Origin of the sequence: Campylobacter coli, from assembly GCF_009730395.1 — a bacterium.
Classification (GTDB): Bacteria; Campylobacterota; Campylobacteria; order Campylobacterales; family Campylobacteraceae; genus Campylobacter_D; species Campylobacter_D coli.
In genome coordinates, this window is the sequence record NZ_CP046317.1 from 632,117 (window position 1) to 658,570 (window position 26,454).

General features: G+C 31.7%; 24 protein-coding genes and 7 tRNA genes. 4 read left to right on the forward strand and 27 right to left on the reverse strand.

Translation table 11 applies throughout. The features are described 5' to 3' along the window. Positions 1-5 precede the first annotated feature (5 nt). Positions 6-1,280, forward strand: coding sequence for an aminotransferase class V-fold PLP-dependent enzyme (locus tag FOC43_RS03140; RefSeq protein ID WP_072213556.1), 1,275 nt, complete (start codon positions 6-8; stop codon positions 1,278-1,280). Between the two features lie 3 nt (positions 1,281-1,283). Here FOC43_RS03140 and FOC43_RS03145 read toward each other — a convergent pair. From FOC43_RS03145 to FOC43_RS03180, 8 genes are all read right to left on the reverse strand, one after another. Further along, positions 1,284-1,360 (reverse strand) — tRNA-Asp (locus FOC43_RS03145). A 21-nt stretch (positions 1,361-1,381) separates the two neighbouring features. Beyond that, positions 1,382-1,457: transfer RNA gene (locus FOC43_RS03150), tRNA-Val, on the reverse strand. 8 nt (positions 1,458-1,465) lie between these two features. Next, positions 1,466-1,541: transfer RNA gene (locus FOC43_RS03155), tRNA-Arg, on the reverse strand. A 13-nt stretch (positions 1,542-1,554) separates the two neighbouring features. Continuing rightward, positions 1,555-1,630 (reverse strand) — tRNA-Lys (locus FOC43_RS03160). A 3-nt stretch (positions 1,631-1,633) separates the two neighbouring features. Continuing rightward, positions 1,634-1,710 (reverse strand) — tRNA-Asp (locus tag FOC43_RS03165). 21 nt (positions 1,711-1,731) lie between these two features. Further along, positions 1,732-1,807, reverse strand: a tRNA-Val gene (locus FOC43_RS03170). A gap of 12 nt (positions 1,808-1,819) precedes the next feature. Next, positions 1,820-1,895: transfer RNA gene (locus FOC43_RS03175), tRNA-Lys, on the reverse strand. 61 nt (positions 1,896-1,956) lie between these two features. Continuing rightward, complete coding sequence (locus FOC43_RS03180) at positions 1,957-2,742, reverse strand: amino acid ABC transporter permease (RefSeq protein WP_002811266.1); 786 nt, start codon at positions 2,740-2,742, stop codon at positions 1,957-1,959. A gap of 123 nt (positions 2,743-2,865) precedes the next feature. Between FOC43_RS03180 and FOC43_RS03185 the strand changes: the two genes are divergently transcribed. Beyond that, positions 2,866-3,243, forward strand: coding sequence for a hypothetical protein (locus FOC43_RS03185; protein WP_002776914.1), 378 nt, complete (start codon positions 2,866-2,868; stop codon positions 3,241-3,243). Between the two features lie 8 nt (positions 3,244-3,251). On the opposite strand, the gene FOC43_RS03190 is transcribed toward FOC43_RS03185, so the two are convergent. Genes FOC43_RS03190 through secA form a run of 3 tightly spaced genes read right to left on the reverse strand, consistent with a single transcriptional unit; the run spans position 3,252 to position 8,170 of the window. After that, positions 3,252-4,370: an inner membrane CreD family protein gene (locus FOC43_RS03190; RefSeq protein ID WP_004284111.1), complete on the reverse strand. Its 1,119-nt coding sequence runs from the start codon at positions 4,368-4,370 to the stop codon at positions 3,252-3,254. Between the two features lie 9 nt (positions 4,371-4,379). After that, positions 4,380-5,585: an ABC transporter permease gene (locus tag FOC43_RS03195; protein WP_002823121.1), complete on the reverse strand. Its 1,206-nt coding sequence runs from the start codon at positions 5,583-5,585 to the stop codon at positions 4,380-4,382. Further along, positions 5,582-8,170, reverse strand: coding sequence for a preprotein translocase subunit SecA (secA, locus tag FOC43_RS03200; RefSeq protein ID WP_004284114.1), 2,589 nt, complete (start codon positions 8,168-8,170; stop codon positions 5,582-5,584). Before secA ends, FOC43_RS03195 begins: the two co-directional genes overlap by 4 nt. Before the next feature lie 108 nt (positions 8,171-8,278). On the opposite strand from secA, the gene lolA reads away from it, so the two are divergent. Continuing rightward, the gene (gene lolA / locus FOC43_RS03205) at positions 8,279-8,788 is read left to right on the forward strand and encodes a LolA-like outer membrane lipoprotein chaperone (protein WP_002782292.1); all 510 of its coding nucleotides are present in this window, start codon (positions 8,279-8,281) and stop codon (positions 8,786-8,788) included. A 2-nt stretch (positions 8,789-8,790) separates the two neighbouring features. Here lolA and FOC43_RS03210 read toward each other — a convergent pair whose 3' ends face one another. Then, positions 8,791-9,489 (reverse strand): hypothetical protein, encoded by a 699-nt coding sequence (locus FOC43_RS03210; protein ID WP_002776904.1) that lies wholly within the window; start codon positions 9,487-9,489, stop codon positions 8,791-8,793. 10 nt (positions 9,490-9,499) lie between these two features. Further along, positions 9,500-10,843, reverse strand: coding sequence for an ATP-dependent DNA helicase (locus tag FOC43_RS03215; protein WP_002786184.1), 1,344 nt, complete (start codon positions 10,841-10,843; stop codon positions 9,500-9,502). Between the two features lie 48 nt (positions 10,844-10,891). Between FOC43_RS03215 and FOC43_RS03220 the strand changes: the two genes are divergently transcribed. After that, complete coding sequence (locus FOC43_RS03220) at positions 10,892-12,256, forward strand: SH3 domain-containing C40 family peptidase (protein ID WP_002795388.1); 1,365 nt, start codon at positions 10,892-10,894, stop codon at positions 12,254-12,256. A 36-nt stretch (positions 12,257-12,292) separates the two neighbouring features. Here FOC43_RS03220 and FOC43_RS03225 read toward each other — a convergent pair whose 3' ends face one another. The 14 genes from FOC43_RS03225 to rpmH form a co-directional block, all read right to left on the reverse strand. Further along, entirely contained in the window at positions 12,293-13,165 is an 873-nt protein-coding gene (locus tag FOC43_RS03225; RefSeq protein WP_002782288.1) for an N-carbamoylputrescine amidohydrolase, read from the reverse strand. Then, a complete protein-coding gene (locus tag FOC43_RS03230) occupies positions 13,162-14,049 on the reverse strand; it encodes a cation diffusion facilitator family transporter (protein WP_002784760.1) in 888 nt (295 codons plus the stop codon). Before FOC43_RS03230 ends, FOC43_RS03225 begins: the two co-directional genes overlap by 4 nt. After that, entirely contained in the window at positions 14,046-15,023 is a 978-nt protein-coding gene (locus tag FOC43_RS03235) for an agmatine deiminase family protein (RefSeq protein ID WP_002786186.1), read from the reverse strand. Before FOC43_RS03235 ends, FOC43_RS03230 begins: the two co-directional genes overlap by 4 nt. Before the next feature lie 96 nt (positions 15,024-15,119). After that, positions 15,120-15,557: an META domain-containing protein gene (locus FOC43_RS03240; protein ID WP_002776884.1), complete on the reverse strand. Its 438-nt coding sequence runs from the start codon at positions 15,555-15,557 to the stop codon at positions 15,120-15,122. A gap of 9 nt (positions 15,558-15,566) precedes the next feature. Beyond that, a complete protein-coding gene (locus tag FOC43_RS03245) occupies positions 15,567-17,159 on the reverse strand; it encodes a methyl-accepting chemotaxis protein (protein ID WP_004284123.1) in 1,593 nt (530 codons plus the stop codon). Between the two features lie 94 nt (positions 17,160-17,253). Then, complete coding sequence (purH, locus tag FOC43_RS03250; protein ID WP_004284125.1) at positions 17,254-18,786, reverse strand: bifunctional phosphoribosylaminoimidazolecarboxamide formyltransferase/IMP cyclohydrolase; 1,533 nt, start codon at positions 18,784-18,786, stop codon at positions 17,254-17,256. A 115-nt stretch (positions 18,787-18,901) separates the two neighbouring features. Further along, entirely contained in the window at positions 18,902-19,672 is a 771-nt protein-coding gene (locus tag FOC43_RS03255; protein WP_002786199.1) for a DnaJ domain-containing protein, read from the reverse strand. After that, positions 19,669-21,855 (reverse strand): phosphoribosylformylglycinamidine synthase subunit PurL, encoded by a 2,187-nt coding sequence (gene purL, locus FOC43_RS03260; protein ID WP_002792825.1) that lies wholly within the window; start codon positions 21,853-21,855, stop codon positions 19,669-19,671. The genes FOC43_RS03255 and purL overlap by 4 nt, the downstream gene beginning before the upstream one ends. 10 nt (positions 21,856-21,865) lie before the next feature. Then, entirely contained in the window at positions 21,866-23,194 is a 1,329-nt protein-coding gene (gene mnmE, locus FOC43_RS03265; RefSeq protein WP_002776871.1) for a tRNA uridine-5-carboxymethylaminomethyl(34) synthesis GTPase MnmE, read from the reverse strand. Beyond that, the gene (locus FOC43_RS03270) at positions 23,187-24,038 is read right to left on the reverse strand and encodes a Jag N-terminal domain-containing protein (RefSeq protein WP_002793731.1); all 852 of its coding nucleotides are present in this window, start codon (positions 24,036-24,038) and stop codon (positions 23,187-23,189) included. The genes mnmE and FOC43_RS03270 overlap by 8 nt, the downstream gene beginning before the upstream one ends. A 4-nt stretch (positions 24,039-24,042) precedes the next feature. Beyond that, complete coding sequence (yidC, locus tag FOC43_RS03275; protein ID WP_002830278.1) at positions 24,043-25,638, reverse strand: membrane protein insertase YidC; 1,596 nt, start codon at positions 25,636-25,638, stop codon at positions 24,043-24,045. After that, on the reverse strand, positions 25,635-25,979 hold the full coding sequence (gene yidD, locus FOC43_RS03280) for a membrane protein insertion efficiency factor YidD (RefSeq protein WP_072212086.1): 345 nt from the start codon (positions 25,977-25,979) through the stop codon (positions 25,635-25,637). The genes yidC and yidD overlap by 4 nt, the downstream gene beginning before the upstream one ends. Next, complete coding sequence (gene rnpA, locus FOC43_RS03285) at positions 25,976-26,302, reverse strand: ribonuclease P protein component (RefSeq protein ID WP_002776865.1); 327 nt, start codon at positions 26,300-26,302, stop codon at positions 25,976-25,978. The genes yidD and rnpA overlap by 4 nt, the downstream gene beginning before the upstream one ends. Further along, complete coding sequence (gene rpmH / locus FOC43_RS03290) at positions 26,299-26,433, reverse strand: 50S ribosomal protein L34 (protein ID WP_002776864.1); 135 nt, start codon at positions 26,431-26,433, stop codon at positions 26,299-26,301. The genes rnpA and rpmH overlap by 4 nt, the downstream gene beginning before the upstream one ends. Positions 26,434-26,454 lie beyond the last annotated feature (21 nt).

Sequence of the window (26,454 nt, forward strand, 5' to 3'; positions counted from 1 at the left end):
AAGGATTGTGCTTGCAAATTTCAGATTTAAAAAAAGAAATAATTTTAAAAAAAGGCACCTTGCATTTTGACTTTACAGCTAGTGCTTTAGCGCTAAAATGCGTGGAAAAAGAAATTGCTAAAATACTACCAAGCTATGCCAATACTCATTCTGATAGCTCTTTAAACTCTTTTAAAACTCAACAAATTTATGAACAAGCACGCAAAGATATCAAAACAAGCCTTGATTTAAGCGATGAATTTGCACTTATTGCTTGTGGATCAGGCTCTAGCAGCGCCATTAAAAAATTTCAAGAATTGCTTGGAATTTACATCCCGCCACTTATCAAAGAAAAGTATTTTGATAAAGTGGATAAAAACACCCTACCCTTAGTTATCGTAGGGCCTTACGAACATCATTCTAACGAGCTTTCTTTTCGCGAAGGTTTGTGTGAATGCATAAGAATTCCCCTAGATAAAAAAGGAAATATAGACTTTGAAATCTTAGAAAAAGTTTTAAAAGAAAATCAACACAGAAAAATCATTGCTAGTTTTTCCCTCGCTTCAAATGTTACAGGTATATTAAGTGATTATAAACGCATTTCTAAGTTAGTGCGTAAATTTAAAGGCATAGTCGCTTTTGATGCGTCAAGCTTTATCCCTTATAAAAATATAGCCTGCAAGTATTATGATGCTTTATTTATAAGCTCTCATAAATTAATCGGCGGCATAGGAGGTTCTGGTCTTTTAGCAATTAAAAAAGAACTTTGCGGAAGTAAACCTAGTTTTGCCGCAGGAGGGACTGTAGGCTATGTTTCGCGTACCTCTCAATGCTATCTTTGCAATGAAGAGGCTTTAGAAGAAGGAGGGACTCCTGGAATTTTACAACTCATTCGTGCGAGCTTAGCTTTTAAAATAAAGGATGAAATAGGCATAGAAGAAATAGAAAAAAAAGAAGAAATTTTAAAAGAATACTTCTTTGAAAAACTAAAAATAATACCTCATTTAATCCTATATGCTAATAATATAAAAACTCGCTTACCTATCTTTGCTTTTAATATTAAAAATATTTCTCCTTTTGACTTAGCCTATGAACTGAGTAAAAAATACCACATAGAAACACGTGCGGGATGTGCTTGCGCTGGTCCTTATGGGCATGATTTATTGGGCTTAAAGGACAATGAGGAATTAAAAACTAAACCGGGTTGGCTAAGAATTAGTTTGCATTATACTCATGAAAAAGAAGATATTGATTATTTCTTTGAAGCACTGCAAAAAAGTATCGCTAAATTAAAATTTTAAAGATGGCGCAGCGGACGGGGCTCGAACCCGCGACCTCCGCCGTGACAGGGCGGCATTCTAACCAGCTGAACTACCGCTGCACCTAAGAAGTAATAATTTAATGGTGGTCGCTATAAGACTCGAACTTATGACATCCACCTTGTAAGGGTGGCGCTCTACCAACTGAGCTAAGCGACCTTAATTTTTGGCGACCCCTAGAGGATTTGAACCTCTGTTTCCACACAGAGAGAGTGTTGTCCTGGGCCACTAGACGAAAGGGTCTAAACCCGATAAGTGGTGTCCCGTGTTGGATTCGAACCAACGGCCCCCTCCTTAAAAGGGAGATGCTCTACCGGCTGAGCTAACGAGACATATGGCGCAGCGGACGGGGCTCGAACCCGCGACCTCCGCCGTGACAGGGCGGCATTCTAACCAGCTGAACTACCGCTGCACCTAAGAAGTAATAATTTAATGGTGGTCACTATAAGACTCGAACTTATGACATCCACCTTGTAAGGGTGGCGCTCTACCAACTGAGCTAAGCGACCTTAAAAAATAAATGGTGTCCCGTGTTGGATTCGAACCAACGGCCCCCTCCTTAAAAGGGAGATGCTCTACCGGCTGAGCTAACGAGACATTTTTTAAATGAAAATGTGATTATGCCAAAATATATATCGATTTGTCAAGGAAATTTAGCTTATTTTTGATATTTTCTTTCTAAATAGCGTGAAAATACACCTATAGGTAAGGTTAAGATAAGATATGCAAAAGCTAAAACGATATATCCTTCCAAGGTTGCAAAGATATATGAATTCACTTCTTGTATACTTTGGGTAAGCTCATTAAGTGCAATCACGCTTAATAAAGAACTGTCTTTGATAAGGTTAGCAAGTTGCCCACTAATAGGAGCTAAAATATTTTTAATAGCTTGAGGAAAAATGATGTATAAAAAAATTTGCCTTTCGCTAAGTCCTAAAGCCCTAGCGCTTTCTATTTGAATGATAGGTACACTTAAAATCCCTGCTCTAAAAATTTCAGATAAATAAGCTGCTGAAAACATGGAAAGGATAAATATCCCTACGATGTAGCGATCATCAAATCCTAAGCTATTTGCAATGATATAAAAAACTAAAAGCACTTGCACAAGCAAGGGGGTTCCTCGTATAAGCTCCACATATAAAGTAGCAAAAAATCTCAAAATAATAATCTTACTTAAAGAAAAAAAGCAAATTATAATCCCCAAAAATATACTGCATATTAAAGCAAAAAAACTAACAGATAGGGTTTGAAAAAAACCATAGATAATTTTATTTTTATATTCTAGTAAAGAAACAAAATTGAAATGATAAGCACTCACACTAAAGCTAAAATAAAAAAATAAGCTTAAAATAAAAATTAAAACCAAAGAATTAAAAAATATCGTTTTTTTAGAAAGTGGTGCTTGAAATTTAAAATTTTTACATTTTTGTATAAATAAAGACAAGTTTTCTCCTTTTATTGTAGATATTTTAGCCAAAGTCTAATTAAATTTAATTAAGCTCTAATTTTAAAATTTTTTATAAGTTAAACTTCACTATGATTATAAAAACAAAATAAGGAAACTAAAATGCTGATTTTAGGACACTATTTATTAACACAAAATTCAAATTTTTGCTTTATTGATGAAAGCAAAAAACTAAAAAAAGATCAAATTTCTTGCTTTTTGTATAATGAAGAAATCATCCAAAATGCAAAAAATGAAAATTTGGATTTTGCTGTTTTGATACAAGATAAAAATGAAATTTTTCTAAGCAATGCTTTAGGGGCTAAATTTTTACTTTTTGATGATGAAAATTTAGCTCGTTTTGCTTCTGAAGTAGCGGAATTTTATCTCTTTGATAGCAAAATTTTACTCCTAGTAGAAAATTTACATAAGCTTGAAAAAGCTTATGAATTAAGACTTGATGGAGTGATTTTAAAAAGTCTAATACAAGATTATCATTAAGAAAAAAATCATCCTTGATGATAATCTTTATTTAAATTTCTAGTAAAATACATAGCTGCATAAATTCCAAACATAGCTATAAAGGTTCCTATCAATAATGCATATTCATCTTGCTTTAACATAATAAACAAACATAAATATAAAATAAATAAAATCGTAGCCATTACTATAGCAAAACGCTTTTGCCCCATGATGCTTAAAGTGTAAAGTGATAAAGGTATAATTATAGCCAAGCTTGAAAAAAGATAAGCAAAATTAAATCCTATGCGCTCGCTAAAACTTAAAAGCATAAGGTAAAATACTATCAAACTTACTCCTAAAATCGCGTATTGAAGTAAAATAACATTTTTCTTTGAAGCAAGCTCGCATAAAAACAACACCAAGAAAGTTAAAATAATAAACAAATACCCATATTTTATCATACGATCGATCAAGCGATACTCATCCACCCCTTGATAAAACTCAACACTCAATCTTCTTTTCTCCACCCTATCATTTGAGATGCTATTTTGAAATTCATAAAAAGCACTAAAGCCCTTTTTATCGATAGAATAATCATTTGGCAAAGCATATTCAAAGGAAGGGTTTGTAGCATTTGAGTTTATATGTATGATATTTTCTTTAGCTTGCATATTAGCATCAAAAGAGCCATAACCTTTTAATTGTAAAGTTCCACTTACCCATAAAACATCTTTTAAGATATTAAATTGTAAATCTTTTAAATTTCCATTTGAAAATTGGATAGAATTTTCATCAAAATTGCTTAAATTTTCCATATTAAAACTTGCATTAAAATCCACGAAAGCAGTATAAAGCGGAATTTTATAAATACCCTTAATGCGTTCTTGATATTTTAAATCCACCCAAAGCTCTAATTTATTAGGCAAAATTTTTTCATTTAAACTTGGCGTATAAAACTCATCACTACCCCAAGCTTTTCCCATCAATGAAATAACATTTTGTGCATTATATTTTCTATCTTCTACTAAGGTTTTTAACATCAATAAAGGAATAAGTAAAACTATGCTTATAATAAAAATCAAAACACCTTTTAAAGTAAGAGATTTTAATCTTTGATTTCTAGCATACTCTTGCATGAATTTATTTTCGTCAAATTTTTGCTCCATCTTTTTTCCCTATTCGTTTCTTAAAGTATCTAAAACATTGATTTGTGTTGCTTTTTTAGCAGGATAATAAGAAGATAAAGCAATGATTATCAAAGCACCCACCAAGGTTAAAGAAAAATCCATCACAGATAAATCAAGCGGTAATTTGCTCGTACCATAAACATCTGCGGGCAAGGTGACAATATCAAAATTTCCTAAAAGCCACAAAGCAAAAAATGCGAGTATGATTCCTATGATCATACCGCCACCACCTATTAGCATGCCTAAGGCAAAAAAGCTTTTCTTAACTTCTAATTTACTAGCACCTAAAGCAAGTAAAAGTGCGATTTCGGTGCGACGATTCATTACTATCATCAGTAAAGAACTCACTATATTTAAGCTTGCCACCAAGATAATAAGCATCAAAACAATAAAAAGCGCTCTTTTTTCAAGCTTAAGAGCAGAAAAGAAGTTTTGATTTTGTTCCCACCAGCCTACAACAGCATAATCACTCTTTAGGTAGGATTTAAGTTTTTCTACATCCTTAAATGCATTTTCGCTATAAACATGTACGCCATCATAACTTTGTTGATTGCTAATACCAAGTACTTTTCGAAGTGCGTTTACATCCGTATACATATAAGCTTTATCATAAAATATAAGCCCTGAAGTGAAACGCGCTTTCACATCAAAGCGTTTAGCTTGTGGAACCAAAGAAAATCCACTGGGGCTAAGATTTGAAAAGATAAGTGAAAGTTTGTCGTTTTTATGTAAATTAAGTTCATCTGCAAGCACCGAACCCACAAGTATATCAAAGCCGCTTAAATTCTTATCTTTTAAAGCTTTAGCTACCACTTCATTGATCTTAACTTCATCGTTGAAATTCACGCCAAAAAGGACACCTCCTTCAAAGCGATTGTCTGCTTTTGCTACAACTTGAGTGCTAATATACGGACTAAAAAGCAAATGAGGAAATTCTCTTTTAAGCTCTGTTACCAAATCATCATTCATAGGAGAATAAAATTTTGGCACTATGGTAATAGGATAATTCATCACAAAAAAACGCTTTTCAAATTCTTTATCAAAGCCATTCATGATAGCCATTGCCACAAGTAAAACACAAAGTCCTACACAAACTCCTAGAAAAGCTAAAAGCATAGAGAGATTGATAAAGGGTTGCTCTTTATCAAATCTTAAGTATTTAAAAAGTAGATATTTTAAAACGCTTTTTTTCAAGCTAAAATTCCTTGTTTAGGCCCACTTTTTCCATGACATTCTTTAAATTTTTTACCGCTTCCACAAGGACAAGGAGCATTGCGTGGAACTTTTTTAAATTCAGCTTCGCCTAAATTATCCTCACTAGCACCCATTTCTACTGATTTTTCAAATAAAGCTTCATTTTCTTGATTTGCTTTTTCTTCTAAATTTTGTGCTTCTTCTTGGTTAAATTTCACACTAAAAAGCAATTTGATGCTATCAAATTTGATACGATTAACAAGCTCTAAAAAAAGATTATAACTTTCTTTTTTGTATTCTACTAAAGGATCTTTTTGATTATATCCGCGAAGTCCTATACCTGTTTTTAAAATATCCATTTGATATAAATGCTCACGCCAAGCATTGTCTAAAACTTGCAAATATAAAATGCGCTCTATGTGATGAAGCTGTTTAGAATCCAATTTTGACATTTTTTCATCGTATGATTTTTCTAGTATTTCGCTTAGTTTTTCTTGCATTTCAATCAAGCTAAGATTTTCAAAATCACTTTGTTTAAGTTCAATGGAACATTCATCCAAAATTTTAGCTTTTAAATTTTCAAAATTTAATTCTGTTCCACTTTCTTCGATCATAAAATCATTCATGACATAAGTACTGTATTCTGCAATATTTTGTGAAATTTTGGTTTTGATATCATATTCTTCGTCTAAAAGTTCATTACGGTAACGATAGATAGTCTTTCTTTGTTCATTGGCTACATCATCATATTCGAGCAAATGCTTTCTACTTTCAAAATGTAAGCTTTCAACTTTTTTTTGCGCATTTTCAACCGCTCTTGTTACAATCCTTGATTCTATATGTTCACCCTCTTGTATACCTAAGCGATCCATAATATTTTTGATACGATCTCCACCAAAAATTCTTAAAAGATTATCTTCCAAACTCAAATAAAAACGGCTAATACCTGGATCACCCTGTCTTCCGGCACGACCACGAAGTTGATTATCAATCCTACGGCTTTCGTGTCTTTCTGTACCAATGATATAAAGTCCACCCAAAGCTCTTATCTCATCATCGATTTTTATATCCACGCCACGACCTGCCATATTTGTAGCGATAGTCACTGCACCTTTTTTTCCCGCATCTTGAATAATTAAAGCTTCTTGCTCGTGATTTTTAGCATTTAAAACATGATGAGGAATTTTTTCTTTTACAAGCATATTGTGAAAAACTTCACTTCTTTCAATGCTCGCAGTTCCTACAAGTACAGGTTGTCCTTTAGCGTTTGCTTTTTTGATTTCTTCGATTACAGCTTTAAATTTTTCATTTTGAGTTTTATAAATCAAATCATCCTTATCCTGTCTTTTGATAGGGATATTTGTAGGTATAGAAACAACATCTAAGCTGTAAATTTGGGAAAATTCAGTTGCTTCTGTTTGTGCCGTTCCTGTCATACCGGCTAATTTTTCATACATTCTAAAATAGTTTTGAAATGTAATATCAGCTAAAGTCTGACTTTCTTCTTGAATTTTTACATTTTCCTTAGCCTCTAAAGCTTGATGAAGTCCTTCGCTAAATCGGCGACCCTCGCTTAAACGACCCGTAAATTCATCAACGATGATTACTTCGTTATTTCTTAGAACATAATGCACATCTTTTTCAAAAAGATTGTGTGCCTTTAAAGCTTGATCAAGCTGATGAGCCAAGATAGCATTATCAAGACTGTATAAATTTTCCACACCAAATAATTTTTCAGCTTTGGCAATTCCTGCTTCTGTGATTAAGATATTACGATTTTTTTCATCCACTATAAAATCACCCTCAGGCTTAGCAGGAGGTAAAACTGCTTCCCCTCTTTGCATTTGCTTAGCTACTTCATTTGCCTTGATATAACCGTCTAAAGTACGATTTGTAGGGCCACTGATGATAAGCGGGGTTCTTGCTTCATCGATTAAAATACTATCTACTTCATCCACAATAACAAAATGATGTTCTCTTTGTACCTTTTCGGCCTTTGAAAATTTCATATTATCACGCAAATAATCAAAACCAAATTCATTATTTGTCCCATAAGTAATATCACAATCATAGGCTTTTTTATGTTCTAAATCACTATTTTGAGATGAAAGAATCACGCCTACGCTAAAGCCTAAAAAATTATAAATCGCACTCATTTGTTCCGCATCTCTTTTAGCCAAATAATCATTGACTGTAACCACATGCACGCCTTTTCCACTCATGGCATTTAGCACAACAGGTAGAGTTGCTACAAGAGTTTTACCCTCCCCTGTTTTCATTTCTGCGATTTTTCCATCGTGCAAAACCATACCGCCGATTAATTGCACATCAAAATGGCGCATATTTAAAGTTCTTTTTCCCACTTCTCTAACTATGGCAAAAACATCATTTAAAATATCACTTTCTTTTTTTTCTCCGCTTAGAATTTGCTCTTTAAATTTTCCAAATTCAGCCTTTAATTCATCATCATTTAATTTTTGATATTTGCTCTCAAGAGCATTTATTTGTGCTACTCGTTTAAGATATTTTTTTACCTCACGATCATTTTTTGTCCCAAATACGGCTTTTAAGGTATTTAAAAACATTTTTAAACCTCTTTTGATATTTTTTTCAAGCTATGATTATAACGATTATTTAATTAAAATTAGCTAGAATGCTACAAAAATTCCAAAATAAATTTATAAGGCAATTGTATGAAAAAAATATTTTGTTTATTTTTCTTTTTTTTAAGTCATATTTTAGCTACTGATCTTAATTTTAATACCTATTCTAGCAATTTCACACAGTCAGTAAAATCAAAAAATTCGGCGCTTTCCTATTCAGGACATTTTACTTTAAGTCAAGAACAAGCTTATTGGAGCTACGACACTCCAAGCAAAAAAGAAATATATATCAATAAAAATCAAATTGTTTTAGTAGAGCATGATTTAGAACAAGTTGTCTTTTCACATCTTGATAACATCCCTAATCTCAATGAGATTTTTAAAAAAGCAAAACATTTAAACGATAATCAATTGATCGCAAAATATGAAAATATAAATTATACTATCACGCTCAAAGATAATGAAATTCAAAGTATTGCTTATAAGGATGAATTTGAAAACGATATTTTAATCACTCTAAACCATCAAATCAAAAATCCTACTATCAATCCTGAAGTTTTTAAACCCAAATTTCCTAATTATTACGATATGGTTCGCTAAGATTAAGGCATTGTTGAATTTGTATCCAAATTCAACTCAAAGCCTTTTTCTTCAGAGCTATTATTTTCTTTAAAAATTTGCGGTGGATTTGCAATCAAATCTCGCTTTATCTTCTCTTCTATATCTGAAGTCATTTTAGGGATATTAAGAGTATTGATATCGATTTCTCCATTGTCATATTGATTTTGTGTATTATCATCTTGAAAAAGTTGATCTATTTGTGGAGTTTCTATATTGGAAATATTTGGAACCGCGGGAGTTTGAGGAAGTTCTAAATTATCAAGAGCTTTTTTAACTTCGCTACCTACATTTTTTTCCTTAGCTTCAGTACTTGCCAAGAAACGCTTAAATTCTTCTAAATCAAATTTTTCTACTCCGCTTAGAGATAAGATATAAATCTCGTTGATTTTAATTTTGTATTTTTTATCTATAAATTTTTCTAAAGTTTTTTTAAAATTATTTTTTCCAAGCTCTGTAAAAATATCTTCATAAAAAAATCCAGAAATCACGGTATTTACCGCATCTGTAAGCTTGTTTTCATTTTCTTTTAATTTCTCGCCTTCAAATTCTAAAGAAATTTCAATTTTTTTAAGTACATTTGCTCCGCTTTTTGAGTATAAATCTGTTCTTATTTTATCAAGCTCTAAACTTTGTGCATTAAGGCTTAAAGATAAAAAAGCAAGTAAAAATATTTTTTTCATTCTCATCCTTTTAAATGATATTATTTTCCAATTCAAGATCTAAAAAATCATTATTTTGATAAAATTCTCTCACACTTATATCAAATTTTAAAATACTAGCAAAATAGGCTTTAAAATTTATTCTTTTTGTAAAATAAATTTTAAGAGTAGCAGGATTTATAGCACGCGATAAAGCCACATAAAGTTGTCCGTTTTCAAAAATATGATCAATATCGCATACTAATTTTTCTATACTCATACCCTGTGATTTATGTATGGTAATAGCATAAGCTAGTTTGATAGGAAATTGACTTACGCTTGCAAGTACATTGATAAACATTTCATTATTATTTTGCTCAAGCTCTTCCATAAAAAATACATAGGGTTCAAGCATAATTTTAATACCATTGTTTTTCATGATACCAATATAAGTCTTATCCTCTTCATAAGTGATACTTTCGATGATGCCTTGCTCGCCATTATAATATCCCTTATCCCAATTATTCACACAAAAAATAACGCGTGCGCCTATTTTGAGTTTAAGCTCGTCTAAAATATTTAAACTTTTTATCCAAGTTTGAATTTTGTGCTCATCTATATCTTTAGATTCTTTGCAAATTTCAGCTTTAAAACAAACAAGCGGACTTTCAAGCTTGCTTAATCTATCATCATTGACAGCATTTACCTTTTTATTTATACTACAAAGCAAGGTATAATCATCATCTAATTCTTCTAATTCTTTTGTATTGATACATAAATTTTCAAAAAAATTTAAAATTTTATCATCTAAAAATCCTTGCCTAATCAAGGATAAATTTCCATAAAATTCTAAATTATGCGTTCTTTTTGGTTGAGTTAATTTGATATTTTTAAATTTTAATTCTTTCCAAAAAAAGGAAGAAAAAGCATAGGTAGAATTTAAAAAAAGATTTTCTTTTTTCTCTTTAATCACGGGCGGTAATTGAAAAAAATCACCCACAACTAAAATTTTACCATCAAATTGCGAATTTTTCAATCTAAAACCTATCATCTCAAAAATATCAGCACTTACCATAGAAATTTCATCGATGATGATTAAATCAATTTTTTTAAGATTTTCTTTTAACTTTAAAATCTTCTCTCTTTGTTTTTGATTGCGATCAAAAACGCTAAGCGTATCCATATCTTGACAATAACCCAAACAAAAAAAACTATGCAAGGTTGCCCCTGCTATATTAAATGCTGAAAGTGCGCTAGAACCAAGAGCTATAACGACCTTGCCTTGTCTTTTGTAAGAGCGTATGAGTTCATTGGTTAAAAAACTTTTCCCAACGCCTGCGCCACCACTTAAAAAAACATTATCATAGACTAAAAATTTCTCTAGTTTATCAAGCATTATATTTCCTTGGCTTTAATTATAACTACTTTTTGTAAAAGGTTGATTATGAAAATTTGGCTATATCCTTGTCTTACAGCACTATTTTTTACCGCTTGTTCTATAAAAGAAACAAAATTAAGTCCAGCCCCATCTCAAACTATTTTAAATTTTAAAGATCAGCAAGACTCACACTATGCAAAACTCGAATTTGATCAAAATATCAGCATTTTATCCAAAATGAATCAAAATATAAATTTTGATTCTCAAAAATACAAACAACTTTTTTTTAGCCCATGGCACAGCTCTTTTAAAACTTTAAAAAATCAAAATCTTTTTTGGTCATTTTCTTTATATACAAATCCTAAAAATACTTATTATTTCTTTAACAAGCAAGTAATTCCTTTATCATGGTTTGAAAAAACTATAGATAATGCAAACACTAAAGAGCTAGGCAAGTTTGATAAAAAAGCTTTAGTAATACAAAACACCCTTATTAAAAATATCCCTACGCAAAGAGCGATTTTAAAAAATCCTTTTCTTGAAAATGAAGGAATTCCTTTTGATTATGCAAGCGATAGTATTTTAAATGCGGGTACTCCTATTTTAGTTTCGCATTTTAGCAAGGATAAGCGTTATGCTTTTGTATTAAGCGAAGCAGGGGTGGGTTTTATAGAAAGCAAAGATTTGGAATTTTTCTCTAACAATAGAGCGCAAATTTATGAAAAGCTTAACTTTCTTACACCCCTAAAAGAAAAACTAGCTATTTTAGATGAGGATGGAAATTTTTTCTTTGAAAGCAGAATCGGAGCGCTTTATCCTTATTATAAGGAAGATAAGAATTATTTTTACGGAAAAATAGGCCCTAAAAAATACAAGATATCTAAAGATAATGCAAGTAATTTTCCTCTAAACTTCAATGATGAAAATTTAAAAAATCAAATTTCTGAAGTTTTAAATTTGCCTTATGGCTGGGGCGGTTATAATTTTGAAAGAGATTGCTCTTTACTTACTCGTGATGTCTTTTCAGCTTTTGGGCTTTATTTGCCAAGAAATTCAGCTGCGCAAAAAAATTCTTTTACGCATTTTGATATAAACACTCTTGATAATTCTCAAAAAAAAGATTTCTTAGATCGTTTTGGAAAAGCTTATTTAAATTTACTCTATTTGCCTGGTCACATAATGCTTTATGCAGGAAAAATTTCAGATAAAAATGTCGCTGTGCACAATATATGGGGATTAAGAAAAGACGAAACCCAAAGACTGCTTATAAGCTCGAGCGTTATTACTAGCTTAGAAATTGGAAAAGATGAAATTTCAAAAGAAAATTTATTGCTTTCAAGACTTAAAGAGGTAAGTTTTATTTATTTGAGTAAAGAAGAAAAAGAACAAATTACAAATTATTTAGAAAAGCTAAAAAACAAAGCGGACTAATTTTAAAAAGCCCTTATTAAAGAGCTTTTTAAATTTTTAATCAATAAATCTTTTCGATAAATCACCAAAATACTCTATGCGTCTATCGCGTAAAAAAGGCCACCAACGACGCACATTTTCACTTCTTTGTAAGTCAATATCGACAAGCTTTATGCATTCATTTTCACTATCTAAAATACAAATTTCTTCACCTTGTGGTCCAAAAACAAAAGAATTTCCCCAAAATCTTATCCCCTCTTCTACACCACTTTTATCCTCTTCAAAACCCACTCTATTGACTGCTATAGTATATAAACCATTAGCAATAGCATGTCCTTTTTGAACCCCTAGCCAAGCGCCAAGTTGCCTTTGTTTTTCTTCTTTTTCATCCTTGTCAAACCAACCAATAGCAGTAGGATAAATCAGAATTTGAGCTCCTTTTAAAGCCATAAGTCTAGCTGCTTCAGGATACCACTGATCCCAACAAACAAGCACTCCAAGCTTTCCTAAACTTGTATTTATAGGCTCAAAACCCAAATCACCTGGGGTAAAATAGAATTTTTCATAAAAACAAGGATCATCAGGTATATGCATCTTGCGATATTTTCCTGCTATACTTCCGTCTTTTTCAAAAACTACAGCAGTATTATGATAAAGCCCCGCGCTTCTTTTTTCAAAAAGTGAAGTAAGCAAAACTACACCGTGCTTCTTTGCTATACTCGACCAAAACTGCACATCTTTTTCATAATCATTTGCCAAATCAAAAAAATCTACATTTTCACTTTGGCAAAAATACTCGCTTTGATGAAGCTCTCCTAAGCAAACAAGCTCGGCTCCTTGCTTGGCGGCTTGTTCGATAAATTCGCAAGTTTTTTCTATGGTTTTTTCTTTAGTAAAATGAAATTTTTGTTGAATTAGTGCAATTTTCATTGTCTTTGCCTTTCTTGTTCTTCATCATCATAAGGATCTAGGTGAATTTGTATATCCCATTTTTCCCCATTAAACATTTCACGCACACCATTTTCTATCTCATCTGAAACTTTATGTGCGCTTAAAAGCGAAATTATAGGACAAAACACCAAATGAACGCTTAAATAATTGCAATTTGGAGTTTTACGCGTTTTTAACTCATGATAAGAAATCACTTCAGGATTACTAGATATTAAAGCGCAAATTTGATTAACCTGCTCCTTAGGCAAAGCCTCATCCATTAAAAAAGCTAAAGCTTTTTTGATAATTTTAAAAGCAGAAAATGCAGTATAAAGACTCACGACTATGCCAAAAATCGCATCAATAATATGCAAATTTGTAAAATAAATCAAAACCAAAGCTGCTAAAGTAAAAGCATTAGTCAAGCAATCTGTTTTATAATGTAAAGCATCACTTTCTATAATTAAGCTTTTAGTTTTTTTAACCACATAATTTAAAAAAAGTACAAGTAGAAAAGTAAGTATTAAAGCAAAAATCATTACATAAATACTTGCATTTAAATTAATAATTTCTTCTTTATAATAAATTTTTAAAATACTTTCATAAAAAATAAAAATCCCTACTGATACGATGAAAACACCTTCTAAAAGTCCCATTAAAGCTTCGATTTTAGAAAAACCAAAATTATAATTTTCGTTTGCTTTTTGAGAACTTTTTTTTAAGGCTAAAAAGTTAAAAGCCGATATTGCAAAGTCCATCAAAGAATCAATCGCACTTGAAAGTACAGCTACTGAACCGCTTGTTATACCCACTACAAATTTAATCAAAGCCAATACTATAGCGCATAAACTTGCTATAAGCGTTGCCTTTTTTTGTAAATTCATCTTAGACCCTTGAAGCGGTTTTGACAAGAGCAGTGTAAAGAGCCATTTTGGCGTAAAAACACTCTTGCATCTACGCCTATAATCTTGCGTTTAGGTAAAGCCTTAGCCAATCTTTGCCTTATGATTTCATCATTTTCATCCTTATAAAAAGGCATAATCAAGGCATCATTTACAAAAACAAAATTTGCATAAGTGGCTCCAAGTCTTCTTTCTTCATAATACAAAGGCTTTGGCAAGGGTAGCTCTACTAAATTAAACCCTGTGGCTTCAAGTTCTTTTTTCATCTTTTGCAAGGGTATATAATGCTCATCTTTTTCATCTTCGCAAATAGAATGCGCTATAGTATTTTTATCGATAAATCTTGCTAAAGTATCGATATGATGATCTGTATCATCACCTTTTATAAAACCATTTTCTAGCCAAATAATTTGTTTTAAGCCAAAAATTTCTTTTAATTTTGCTTCAATTTGGCTTTTGTCTAAATGAGAATTTCTGTTTTCATTTAAAAGACAATTGGAGCTTGTAAGCATTACGCCTTCGCCATTAAAATCAATACTTCCACCCTCTAAAATAAAATCGATTTTTGTAAGCTTTTCATTAAATTTTTCTTTAAAAAGTTTAGAATTTACTTCATTATCTAGCTCGCTTTGAAATTTATTTCCCCAAGCATTAAAAGTAAAATCAAGAGCTTTTAAACGATTGTCTTCTAAAATATCAATAGCACCAAAATCGCGTATCCATGTATCATTAGTATCACATACAAAAAAATCTACATTTGCTATATTTTCAAATGGAGCAAAGTCGCTTTTACTAGGAGCGATAAGTAAAACCTTTTGAAATTCACTTGCTGCTTTAACAAAATCCTTATAAGCCTGTATAATCTCTCCTAAATAAGGCTTCCAATCACTCTTTTCATGAGGTAAAGAAAGCATTAAATATTCTTGCTCACTCCATTCGGGAATTGATTTTATCATTTAACTACCTTTTTTGATAATAAAATTATAATTGTATCATTTTTTAGTTTTTTGTCAAGTCGAAGAAAAACACTCCTAACTAAGGAGTGTGGCATGTTATTTAAAGAATATTTCCATCTCGCCGTTGTTAAGGATTAATTTGCCATTTTTATTTGAAATTGTAAAACTTCCTTTAAAATTTGAAAGAAAAGCATTTTCAAATTCCATAACATCCAAAGGATGGCAAAGCATTTGAGTTGAAGCGACACGATCTCCTTGAATTTCTAAAGTATTTTCATTACTTTGATAAGAACCAAAGAAACGATTACATCCTGCATAACCATAAAATTTATTATTTTCAAAACTGATATTTGGGTTTTCTTCAGCATTTTTAGGATCAAAGGTTTTACCATTAACTACGATTTTATCTATTTCAAAAAGCTGATTTTGCATAAATTCATTGCTGATTTTAGAAGTTGACTTTGAATTTACAGAAGTGCTAGCACAACCAGCAAAAAAAGCTGCAGCTAAAACAATTTGCAAAGTTTTTTTCATATTTTTCCTTTAAATTTGAAATTGACTCAATTCACTTTCTAAATTATGACACACTATTTTTAACTCATCTGCGACTTGAAGTAGAATTTTAGAGATTTCCTCATTTTTACCGCTTGCTTCAACATTTTCTCGCATATGTATAAGCAAATTTTGAATATTTTCTTGCGAAATTTTAATCCTCTGAGTGCATTGGGTCACAAGATTTTTAGAATTTTGATTGCAAAGTTTTACTTCGTTTGCACTACTTGTAAGCAAATGGGTATTTTCATTGAGTGAAAAAATACTATGAGAATTTTCCTTAAGTTCCTTAGTAACCTCTTGTATGCTCTCTAGGAGTTCTTTGATTATAAGCTCTACATTGTGTAAAAATTCCTCACTATTATTAGCCAAAGCTCTAATATCTTCAGCAATGACAGAAAAACCTTTACCATAACTACCCGCTCTAGCAGATTCTATACCTGCATTTAAAGATAAAAGATTGGTTTTGTCTGCTATTTCGCCCATCATTTGTGTAGCTTTTTGTATATTTTGTGCATATTTGACCATATTTTCAATTTTTAGTGCCAAGTTGTTTTCATTTTGCACTAAATCACTTACTTTTTTATCAATTTCAAGAAGTGAGTGTATCATCTGATCTAAGAGCTGATAAGATTTATCATTTGCTTTATTTGCATCGCTAGAAAGATTAGATATTTCATCCAAATCCGCCCCTATATCAACGCCTAGCTTAAAACTAGAATCTATCTTTTGATGACTAGAAGTTGAAATTTCATTAAGCTCTATAGCATTAGAATTTAAAAGTATGCTTTGTTTTTCTACATTTTTGGAGTTAAGACTTGCACTGCTTACTGTTTTTTGAGTTTTCTCTATAAATTGGTTAATATACTCGCATGCTTTAGCGATTTCATCACGCCCTTTAACCCTTATCCTAGCTCTTAAATTCCCACTTCCTTGTGCTAATTCTTTGGCATGGCTTAAAAGTTCCATAATAGGATTTCCTACAACCATTTTAAGCACAAAAAGTACCACTACAAGCGTAAAAATTAAAGCTATAGTAAAAATCACTATATAAGATCTACTCGTTTTTACAATATCTTTTTCTATGTTTTCTAAAGAATGATATACATCCATAACACCCAAAACACTACCCAAATTTGCATTGGCATGACAAGCTATACAACTCTCATCTGCGATCAAAGGACGAATAAGCCTTAGGTGATTAATATTATCAAGCTTTTGCTCTAAAGAAATTAAATTAGGCTGTGTAAATTGATCTATAATGAGCTTTTCTTGTGAAATTTTAGGGTTTTTAATCTCAAAAAGTTCTATGGTTTCTTTCGAAGGGTAAATTTTAATATCACTAATACCTTCTATCGTTTTAGCATCTTCAATGGCTTCTTGAATTTTTTCAGGATCACCTAAATTCATAGCCATTCTCATGGTTTGAAAGACAGAAGAACTAACGGTATTTAAATTAGATTTACTCATCTTATCTGCGGTATTTTTAAAGTCTAAATTTAAAATCAATTGCATAGCAATAAAACTCAACACCAAAACAACAAAAATCGCCGCAGAAACTTTAAAACCTATAGTTCTAAACATTTTTTTCTTTCTTTAAAAATTTATTTTATTTTACTTTATTTTTGTTTAAAATTATTTAAATAATATAAATTATATCTTATTTTAACACACTCAATTAATGTAAAAAATGTCTCACTCCTGTAAAATAAAGCGCTATACCATACTCATTTGCTGCTTGTATCACTTCATCATCTCTTATGCTTCCACCTGGTTCTACTATGGCTTTAACCCCTACTTTACTTGCTTCGTCTATGCTATCTCTGAAAGGAAAAAAGGCTTCACTAGCTAAAACGCAACCTTGCAAATCAAGCCCCATTTCTTTAGCTTTAGCGATCGCTGCCTTTGCTGCATCGATTCTACTTGTCATACCCATTCCTATGGCTACCATAGCGCCATTTTTTACATAAACAACATTGTTTGATTTTGTAAGAGCTGCAACTTTCATAGCAATCTCAAGATCTTGAATTTCTACTTGACTTGCTTCTCTTTGGCTTACAAGCTTGGCATTTTTAAGCTCGTCTTCACCCACTTCATCGCTATTTTGATATACAAAGCCCCCATCAATATGTTTAAAATCATAGCTATCAAAACTTCTAATCAAATAAGGACTTTCTTGAGTAAAGATTTTAATACGCTTTTTACCCTCAAATACAGCCAAAGCTTTTTCATCTACATTTGCTGCGATAATCACTTCTACATAAATTTCATTGATCTTATTTGCTAAAGCCTCATCAAGGGTTCCATTTACAGCAATCACTCCTCCATAAGCACTTATACTATCGCATTTTAAAGCATGTATATAGCTTTGTACTAAATTTTCTTTTATCGCAAAACCGCAAGGATTGCCATGTTTTACGATAGCAATAGCAGGAGCCTTATCAAAACTACTTGCTAAATTTAAAGCTGCATTAATATCAGTAAGATTGTTAAAACTTGCCTCGCCTTTTAGAGCCTTAAAATTGGTACTAAAAAAGGCATCAAATTCATACAAAGCTCCTTTTTGATGTGGATTTTCGCCATATTTTGTATCAAAAACTTTTTGACCTACTATGAATTTACTCGCTCCAAACCCCCTATTAAATCTTTCATTCATATAATTTGCAATATAAGCATCATAATTTGCCGTATGCTCATAAGCTTTTATCATCAAATTTAGGCGAAATTTCTCATCATTTTCACCCTTTTTTAAAGCTTCAATCGTCTTTTCATAATCAAGCGGATCGCAAAGCACCATCACATCTTTATAATTTTTAGCCGCACTTCTTATCATCGCAGGGCCGCCTATATCGATATTTTCTATAATTTCATCAAAATCATCGCTCATTATAGTGGTTTTTTTAAAAGGATATAAATTTACACAAACTAAATCAATGCCTAAAATTCCATTTTCTTTTGCTTGCTTGATATGACTTTCATCGCTTCTTTTATGTAAAATTCCGCCGTGAATTTTTGGATGCAAAGTTTTTACGCGCCCTTCAAAAAGCTCAGGACTTTTTGTAAATTCACTTACTTCTACAACCTTTACTCCATTTTCTTTTAAAAGCTTAAAAGTACCGCCCGTTGAAAGTAGCTCAAAACCTAGATTTTCAAGTTCTTTTCCAAATTCTACTATACCTTCTTTATCGCTCACACTTAATAACGCTCTCATATTCACTCCTTTTTTTAAATTTCGTTTGAAATATTTTTATAAATTTAATTTATACTAGATAAAGTCCACTCATTCTTAGATAAGATTCTTAAAGGAAAATATTTTTCTTTTAAAATCATTTTTCTAAATGCTTTTTAATTTTTTCATAAGCTTCGTTGATTTTTTGAAATTTTTCTACACCTTTTTTAAGCTCTTCTTCGCTGACATTGTTTGCATTTAAAATATCAGGGTGATATTTTTTAGCTAAAGCTCTATATTGTTTTTTTACCGCGTTTAAATCCGCATTATTTGAAAGCTCTAAAATACGATAAGCCTCATCAAGGCTTAGTTCTTTTTTAGTACTTTTTAAATTTGAAATACTCGCAATAAAATTATCAAGCTCACTTTTTGCAATATCAAAAGCTTTTGCAATCTGCTCTAAAATTTCACGCTTTTTTGCACTAAAATCTGCATCAACCAAGGCCATAAATACAAGTACGCGAAGCACATTAAAGCGTTCATTTTTCGGTAAAGGAACTTCTTTTAAAAAATCCTTTGCCACATAAAAAGCATCGTGGATATTTTCTTTATGCTCATTAAAGCTTGCTTTTAAAAAAGCCCTTTCTCTTTCGTCTTTGGCGTTTGCATCTAAAATTTGACTGATCATTTCTGCTTCATTTTCGCTTACCCTACCATCACTTTTTGCTATCTTTGCCAAAAGTGCGATAACATAGTAATTCATACACCTTTTAAATTCATCTATCCTCTCTTCCATAACTCCGCGAGCAAAGCCTTTAGCAAAACCTTTGGCTCCTCGCGTGGCTGAATTTAAAAAATCTTGCTTTCCCCAAGTTTTATAATACCAATAAAACACTAAGATAGTTAAAATAATTAAAACAAATATCATTGAATTTGCTCTTTAAAGCTATCAAAATAAAGTTTATTAAGTTCGTCTTTGCTTAAATTTATACTATCAAGTTTAAAACTTTGCTCTTTAGTGCTAAAACCTAGTTTTGTAGCTTTTACACCCAATTCATGTGCTAGTTTTAAAAATGCTTCTTCATTTTCTTTATCAAGGCCTACGATAGCACGACTAGCACTTTCATCAAAAATCATTTTTTCATCACTAAAGCCACTATTTAAATTTGCACCCATACTAGAAATAGCAAACATTTTTGCTAAAGTCATAGCAATACCCCCTATTCCTACGCTATTGGCACACTCAAGTAAAGAATTTTGATTGGCTTTATAAAGCAAATTCCAAAGTGCAAGTTCAGCCTTATAATCAAGCTCTTTGAGACTACCTGCTACCTTTTTATCCTGTATTTTCATAGCCATTGAAGCCGCAAATTCTCCAAAACTTTCACCTAAAAGATAAACGATAGTATTTTCTTTTTCAAAATTTGCTTTTAGGGTTTTATTTGCATCTTCTAAAACGCCCACATTAACTATAGTTGGACTTGGAAATATGCTAACACCTTCAGTTTCATTATAAAGTGAAACATTGCCGCTTACTACTGGGGTATTTAACTCTTTACAAGCTTGTTTAATCCCTTCACAACCCTGGGCAAACTGCCACATTACTTCAGGATTTTGAGGATTACCATAATTTAAACAATCGCTAATCGCTAAAGGTTTTGCGCCCGTACAAGCTACCTTTCTACCTGCTGCTGCGACTGCTAAAGCGGCTCCAGTTTTAGGATTTACATAATTTAAACGCGAATTACACTCTATAGCCATTGCTACACTTGCACCATTTTCTTTGATGCGTATCACACTCGCACCTAAAGCTCCATCTGCTTTTATAGTATTTGTTTGCACACTAGAATCAAACTGATCATAAATAAAGGCTTTGTTGTTAATGTTTTCATTTTTTAGCATTTTTTCAAAAAGCTCTTGTTGAGACATTTTAAGCGTGAAGTTATAATCTTTAATTTCATTTAAATACTTTGGTTCACTCACAGGACGATCCAAAATCGGCGCTTTTTCACTCAAAGGATCAATAGGTATAAGCCCTACAAGCTCATCATGCCAAAAAAGCTCCATTTTTCCAGTATCAGTTACTTCGCCCATAACCACAGCATCCAAATTCCATTTTTTAAAGATTTCTATAACCTTATCTTCATAGCCTTTTTTAGCACAAATTAACATTCTTTCTTGAGACTCACTCAGCATTAATTCATAAGGCGTCATACCGCTTTCTCGCATAGGAGTTTGATCAAGATAAAGCTTCATACCGCTACCACTTCTTCCTGCCATTTCAAAAGAGCTTGAAGTAAGTCCTGCTGCACCCATATCTTGAATACCTACAATATAATCTGTTTTAAAAAGCTCCAAGCAAGCTTCCATTAAAAGTTTTTCACTGAAAGGATCGCCAATTTGAACAGTAGGTCTTAAACTTTTACTTTCTTCATTGAAGCTATCACTTGCCATTACAGCTCCACCTAACCCATCTCGGCCCGTTTTAGAGCCTACATAAATCACAGGATTTCCTATGCCTTCGGCCTTAGCATAGAAGATATCTTCACTTTTACAAATACCCAAAGCAAAAGCATTGACTAAAATATTTCCATTAAAACACTCATCAAAAGCACATTCTCCACCTATAGTTGGCACTCCCATGCAATTTCCATAATGAGAAATTCCACTTACAACCCCTTTAACAAGGTATTTTTGATGTTTGCCACATTTCCCATCATGGATATCGCCAAATTTTAAAGAATTCAGCCCTGCAACCACTCTTGCACCCATGGTGAAAACATCACGCAAAATTCCCCCTACTCCTGTAGCCGCACCCGCAAAAGGCTCTATAAAACTAGGATGATTGTGACTTTCTACTTTAAAAACGGCTGCCATGCCTTGACCTATATCGATAACCCCTGCATTTTCACCTGGCCCTTGAATCACCCAAGGAGCTTTGGTTGGAAAACCATTGAGATATTTTTTACTGGATTTATAAGAACAATGCTCGCTCCACATCGCAGAAATGACACCTAGTTCAAGTAAATTTGGCTCACGCCCTAAAATTTCTAATATTTGTTCATATTCCTCATCGCTGATTTTATGTGCTTTTATTGTTTCTTTGTCCATTTGTATCCTTTCATTTTCCTAAACAAAAATTACCAAACATTTCATCTAAAATTTCATTTCTATCGAAATCTTTAGTAAATTTTGCAAGTTCGCCAATGGCTAAATTTAACTCAAAGGCAAACAACTCTAAAGAATTTTCACTGAGTAATTCTTTAGCCCTTAAAATCGCTTCGCTTGAAATTTTACAAGCATTAATAAGAGCGATAGAACTAACTAAAAATCCATCACTATCTAGCGAATTTAAATATTTTTCAAGCTTTTCTTTTAAAATTTGAATATCGTTTTGAACACTAAGTTCTATAAAATCAATATCGCAAGGTTTATCAAATTGAGTTTTTAAATCACTTTTATTTAAAAGATAAAAAATCTTTTTATCACTTTGACTTAAAAGCTTAAAAATATTTTCATCCTCTTCATCTTTTTTTCTTGAATTATCAAAAATAGCTAAGATAATATCTGCATCTTCAATGCTCTTTTTACTAAGCTCTATACCGATTTGCTCAATCTCATCTTTACTTTCTCGAATTCCTGCAGTATCAATAATACGCAATAGATGCGTACCTAGTTTAAAACTCTCTTCTATGGTATCACGAGTCGTTCCAGCTATATCAGAAACAATAGCTCTTTTATAAGAAAGCAAGGCATTTAAAAGAGAAGATTTTCCAACATTAGGCTTACCCACAATAGCGATTTTAAAACCCTCTATCAATCCTTTTTTACTTTCTGAAAGTGTATAAATTTCTTTTAGAATTTTAGAATTTTCTTCACACATTGTGCTAATTTGTTCTAGTAAATCAGAAGGCAAATCATCATCAGCATAATCAATACTCGTTTCCACAAAAGCTAAAGTTTTTACCAAATCTGTGCGAATTTTATCAAGAAGTTCTCCCAAGCTTCCTTGCATATTTCTTGCGATAATCTTTGCTGCATTTGCAGATTTTGCTAAGATTAAATCCTGTATATTTAAAGCCTTTAAGGGACTCATTTTACCCCTTAAACAAGCTCTTTTACTGAATTCTCCAGGTTCTGCTAGTCTTGCTCCTAAGCTTATCAACTCTTCAAGCAAAATTTCACTTACACTAAAACCACCATGCACTTGAAATTCAACTATATCTTCACCTGTAAAACTAAAAGGGGCTTTAAAATAGATCACTATGGCTTCATCAAGGAATTCATTTTTTTGATTAAAAAGCTTTGTAAAAGTTGCATAGCGGGGGCAAAGTTCATTTTTTTTGCTTAATTTTAAAGCAATTTCAAGCGCTCTTTCCCCGCTTAATCTTATAATCGAGATAGAACCCACTCCATGGGCAGTTGCAATAGCTACTATAGTATCATTCATCTTTTTTAAAAAAATCGTTAATTACAACATATCTTTGATCGTTGTTTTGTTTGATACCTACATATTTATTTGGAAATTCAGCCCTTAATTTTTCTAAAGCAATTTTAATCAAAACTCCGTCTAAAGGTTTTGTCTGACCTCTTCCATTGATTTTAACTTTTTCAATTACACCTTGAAGATAAATTTGCATTCCTTGAATTTGATTTTCTAAAAATTGTGCAATTTCAAGACGAACTAAAAGATTGTATTTGAGGTTGATCCAATTATGCAAAAGATAAGAAATAGCCTTGTAACGATGAGCCTCTTTGCCAATTAGCAAGGCTGCATCATCACCATCTAAACGGATAAAAACGCTTTCTTCATCATACATTCTTAACTCCACTAAAGAGATATTAAAACAAGTTGCTTTTAATAAATTCTCTAGCTGTATGCGAATTTCATCTAAAATATCTTCCTTATTGCGAGTTCCTCCGCTTTCTTTGTGAAAGCTATCAAAAATTCCATCGCTTTTGACAACATATTTCTCTTTAGGTTTAACTTCTCTAGCCTCTACTTCAAATTCTTTTTTATTGTCTATTTTACTTCTATCATCGAATTTGCGGTAAGGTTTTTCATAATTTCTATGAACATCATTTTTGGACGCATTAAAATCTTTTCTAGAATTTTTTTTACTATAAGGCTGTTTTTTAGCTCTAGCTTCGATGATAGTATTTTTGCGCCAAAAGCCTAAAAATCCATTTTTGGAATACTGAATGATTTCATATTCTAAATCTATAACCGAGCATTCAAGGCTTTTTGAAGCTTCTGTTAATGCACTTTGAAGATCTTTTGCTTCAATTCTCATTTTTTCACTCCGCTTGTTTTTTATGATGTTCTTTTGCAAACATTTTATTGATTACCCATTGTTGTACCAAAGAACAAAGATTATTAACAAACCAATAAAGAGTAAGACCCGCTGGAAAAGTAATAAAGAAAAAGGTAAAAATGATAGGCAAGAATTTCATAATTTTTGCTTGCATAGGATCTTGTATGGTCATAGGGGTGATTAATTGCTGTATAAACATTGTTACACCCATTAAAATAGGTAAAATAAAATAAGGATCCATTACTGATAAGTCGTGTATCCAAAACGCCCAAGGGGCAGCTTTTAGCTCTATAGCATTGAGTAATACGCGATAAATAGCAAAGAAAATAGGAATTTGTAAAAGTATAGGCAAACATCCGCTCATAGGATTTGCACCATGTTTTTTATAAAGCTCCATCATATGCATATTCATTTTTTGAGGATCGCCTTTATAGCGCTCTCTTAATTCTTTCATTTTAGGTGCTAAGTCTTTAAGTTTATTCATGGAAATCATAGATTTATAGGTTAATGGGAATAAAATTATACGAATAATTAAAACCATTATAACAATAGCCCAACCCCAATTTCCTATATGATTATGTAAAAAATTTAAAAATTCAAACATAGGCTTAGCTATAAAAGTAAACCAACCATACTCTACAACAGCTTCAAGACGCGGATCTATAGATCTTAAAATCACATGTTCTTTAGGGCCCATATAACCACCGGCTTTAAATTCATTATCACTCATCACAAATACCAAAGGATTATTTTGAGCATCTTTACTGATAGTTACATTTAAAGGTTTTTCAAAATTATAAAAGAAGGCAGCATAATATCTATCAAAAGCCGAAGTCATCCAAGCATTTTTAATATTCTCATCCTTGTCCATATCGCCATCTTCATAAGTATGGATGGTTTCTTGATCATCCATAACCAAAGCTCCATGAACTGTATAGCTATCTACTGCTATGCTTGGACGATAACCTGGACTTATGAAATAATTTATATTTTTACTTAATTTAACTTCAATATCGTAATTACCCTTAGAATAAAAAGTGATTTTCTTTTCAACAATTAAATCTGAAAGCTGTTGGGTAAGTTTTAGTGTCTTACTGCCATTTTCATCGATAAAAACTTCACTCATATCCGCAGCATAAGGCACGCTAAAGGCTTGCGTATTGATAGCAGGATCGCTAAAACGCATCTCTAAAGGATAAGGCAAATTTCCTTTGCTTATAAGATTGATAGCTTCGCCTTTTTCATTTTGGTATTTTTTATCTTGAAGATAAAAATTTACAATTCTGCCTAAAGAGTCAATCTGCGCTTCAAAATGCTCGCTTTTAATATCGGCAATGATTTTATCTTGAGGTATTGTATTGCTAGTTGCAGCTACATTTAAATTCGCTTGTGGATTTTGTTGTGGAGCATTGATATTGGTTGCGTTTTGAGAATCAGCTTGTGTAGTAGTAATGTTTTGCTCTAATTTTATTTGTTGCTTAGGTATAAAAAAATAATCATACACAACAAAAAATAAAAAAGAAATAACTACAGCTAAAAGAATGCGTTTTTGCTGAAAAATATTATTCGAATTATTCACTTATTTGTCCTTTGAAAGATAATTTTAACAAGATAAAAACTTTTATCCTGATGGTGGGGTATATATAAAAAATAAAGCTGTTTTTGCGCCAAAAAAATAGGCTTAAAACATAGATTACAAGAAGTAATATTTTTAGTAATTTTTGGATAGTCAAATCCCCCTTTAAAAAAAGGATTGCATTTTAAAATTCTAAAAAAACTTGAAAAAAATGCAAGAATACAATTTCTTTTTTGAAATTGCCAAAAGGCGTATTCTGAACATGTGGGATAATATCTACAAACAGGGGGTTTTAAAGGGCTTAAAAATTTTTGATAAAAGCGAAGAGTTTTTAAACACACTATTTTAAACATTCTAGTTTTTTTAATCCCCATTTTAGATTTTTTTCTAATCTAGAAAAAGGAAATTGAGTGATTTCACTTTTGGCAACAAAAATATATTTTCCATTTTGAAGTTTGTTTTCAAATTGAGTAAATAAAGCTCTTAAAATACGTTTTGAGCGATTTCTAATCACTGCTTTTCCAACTTTTTTACTAGCAACAACTGCCATTTTTTGCTCATCATTTTTAAGATAAAAGATGATAATGCCATCGCAATACCACTTTTTACCTGTTTTATATACGGCTGAAAATTCTTCGTTTTCGCTGAATTTACCAAAAGTTTTCACACAGCGAGTCTTTTTCTACCTTTAGCGCGTCTTGCGTTGATCACCTTGCGACCATTTTTAGTCTTCATACGAACGCGAAAACCATGAGTGCGTTTTCTTGGAGTACCATGTGGCTGATAAGTTCTTTTCATTTCAATTTTCCTTAAAAAAAT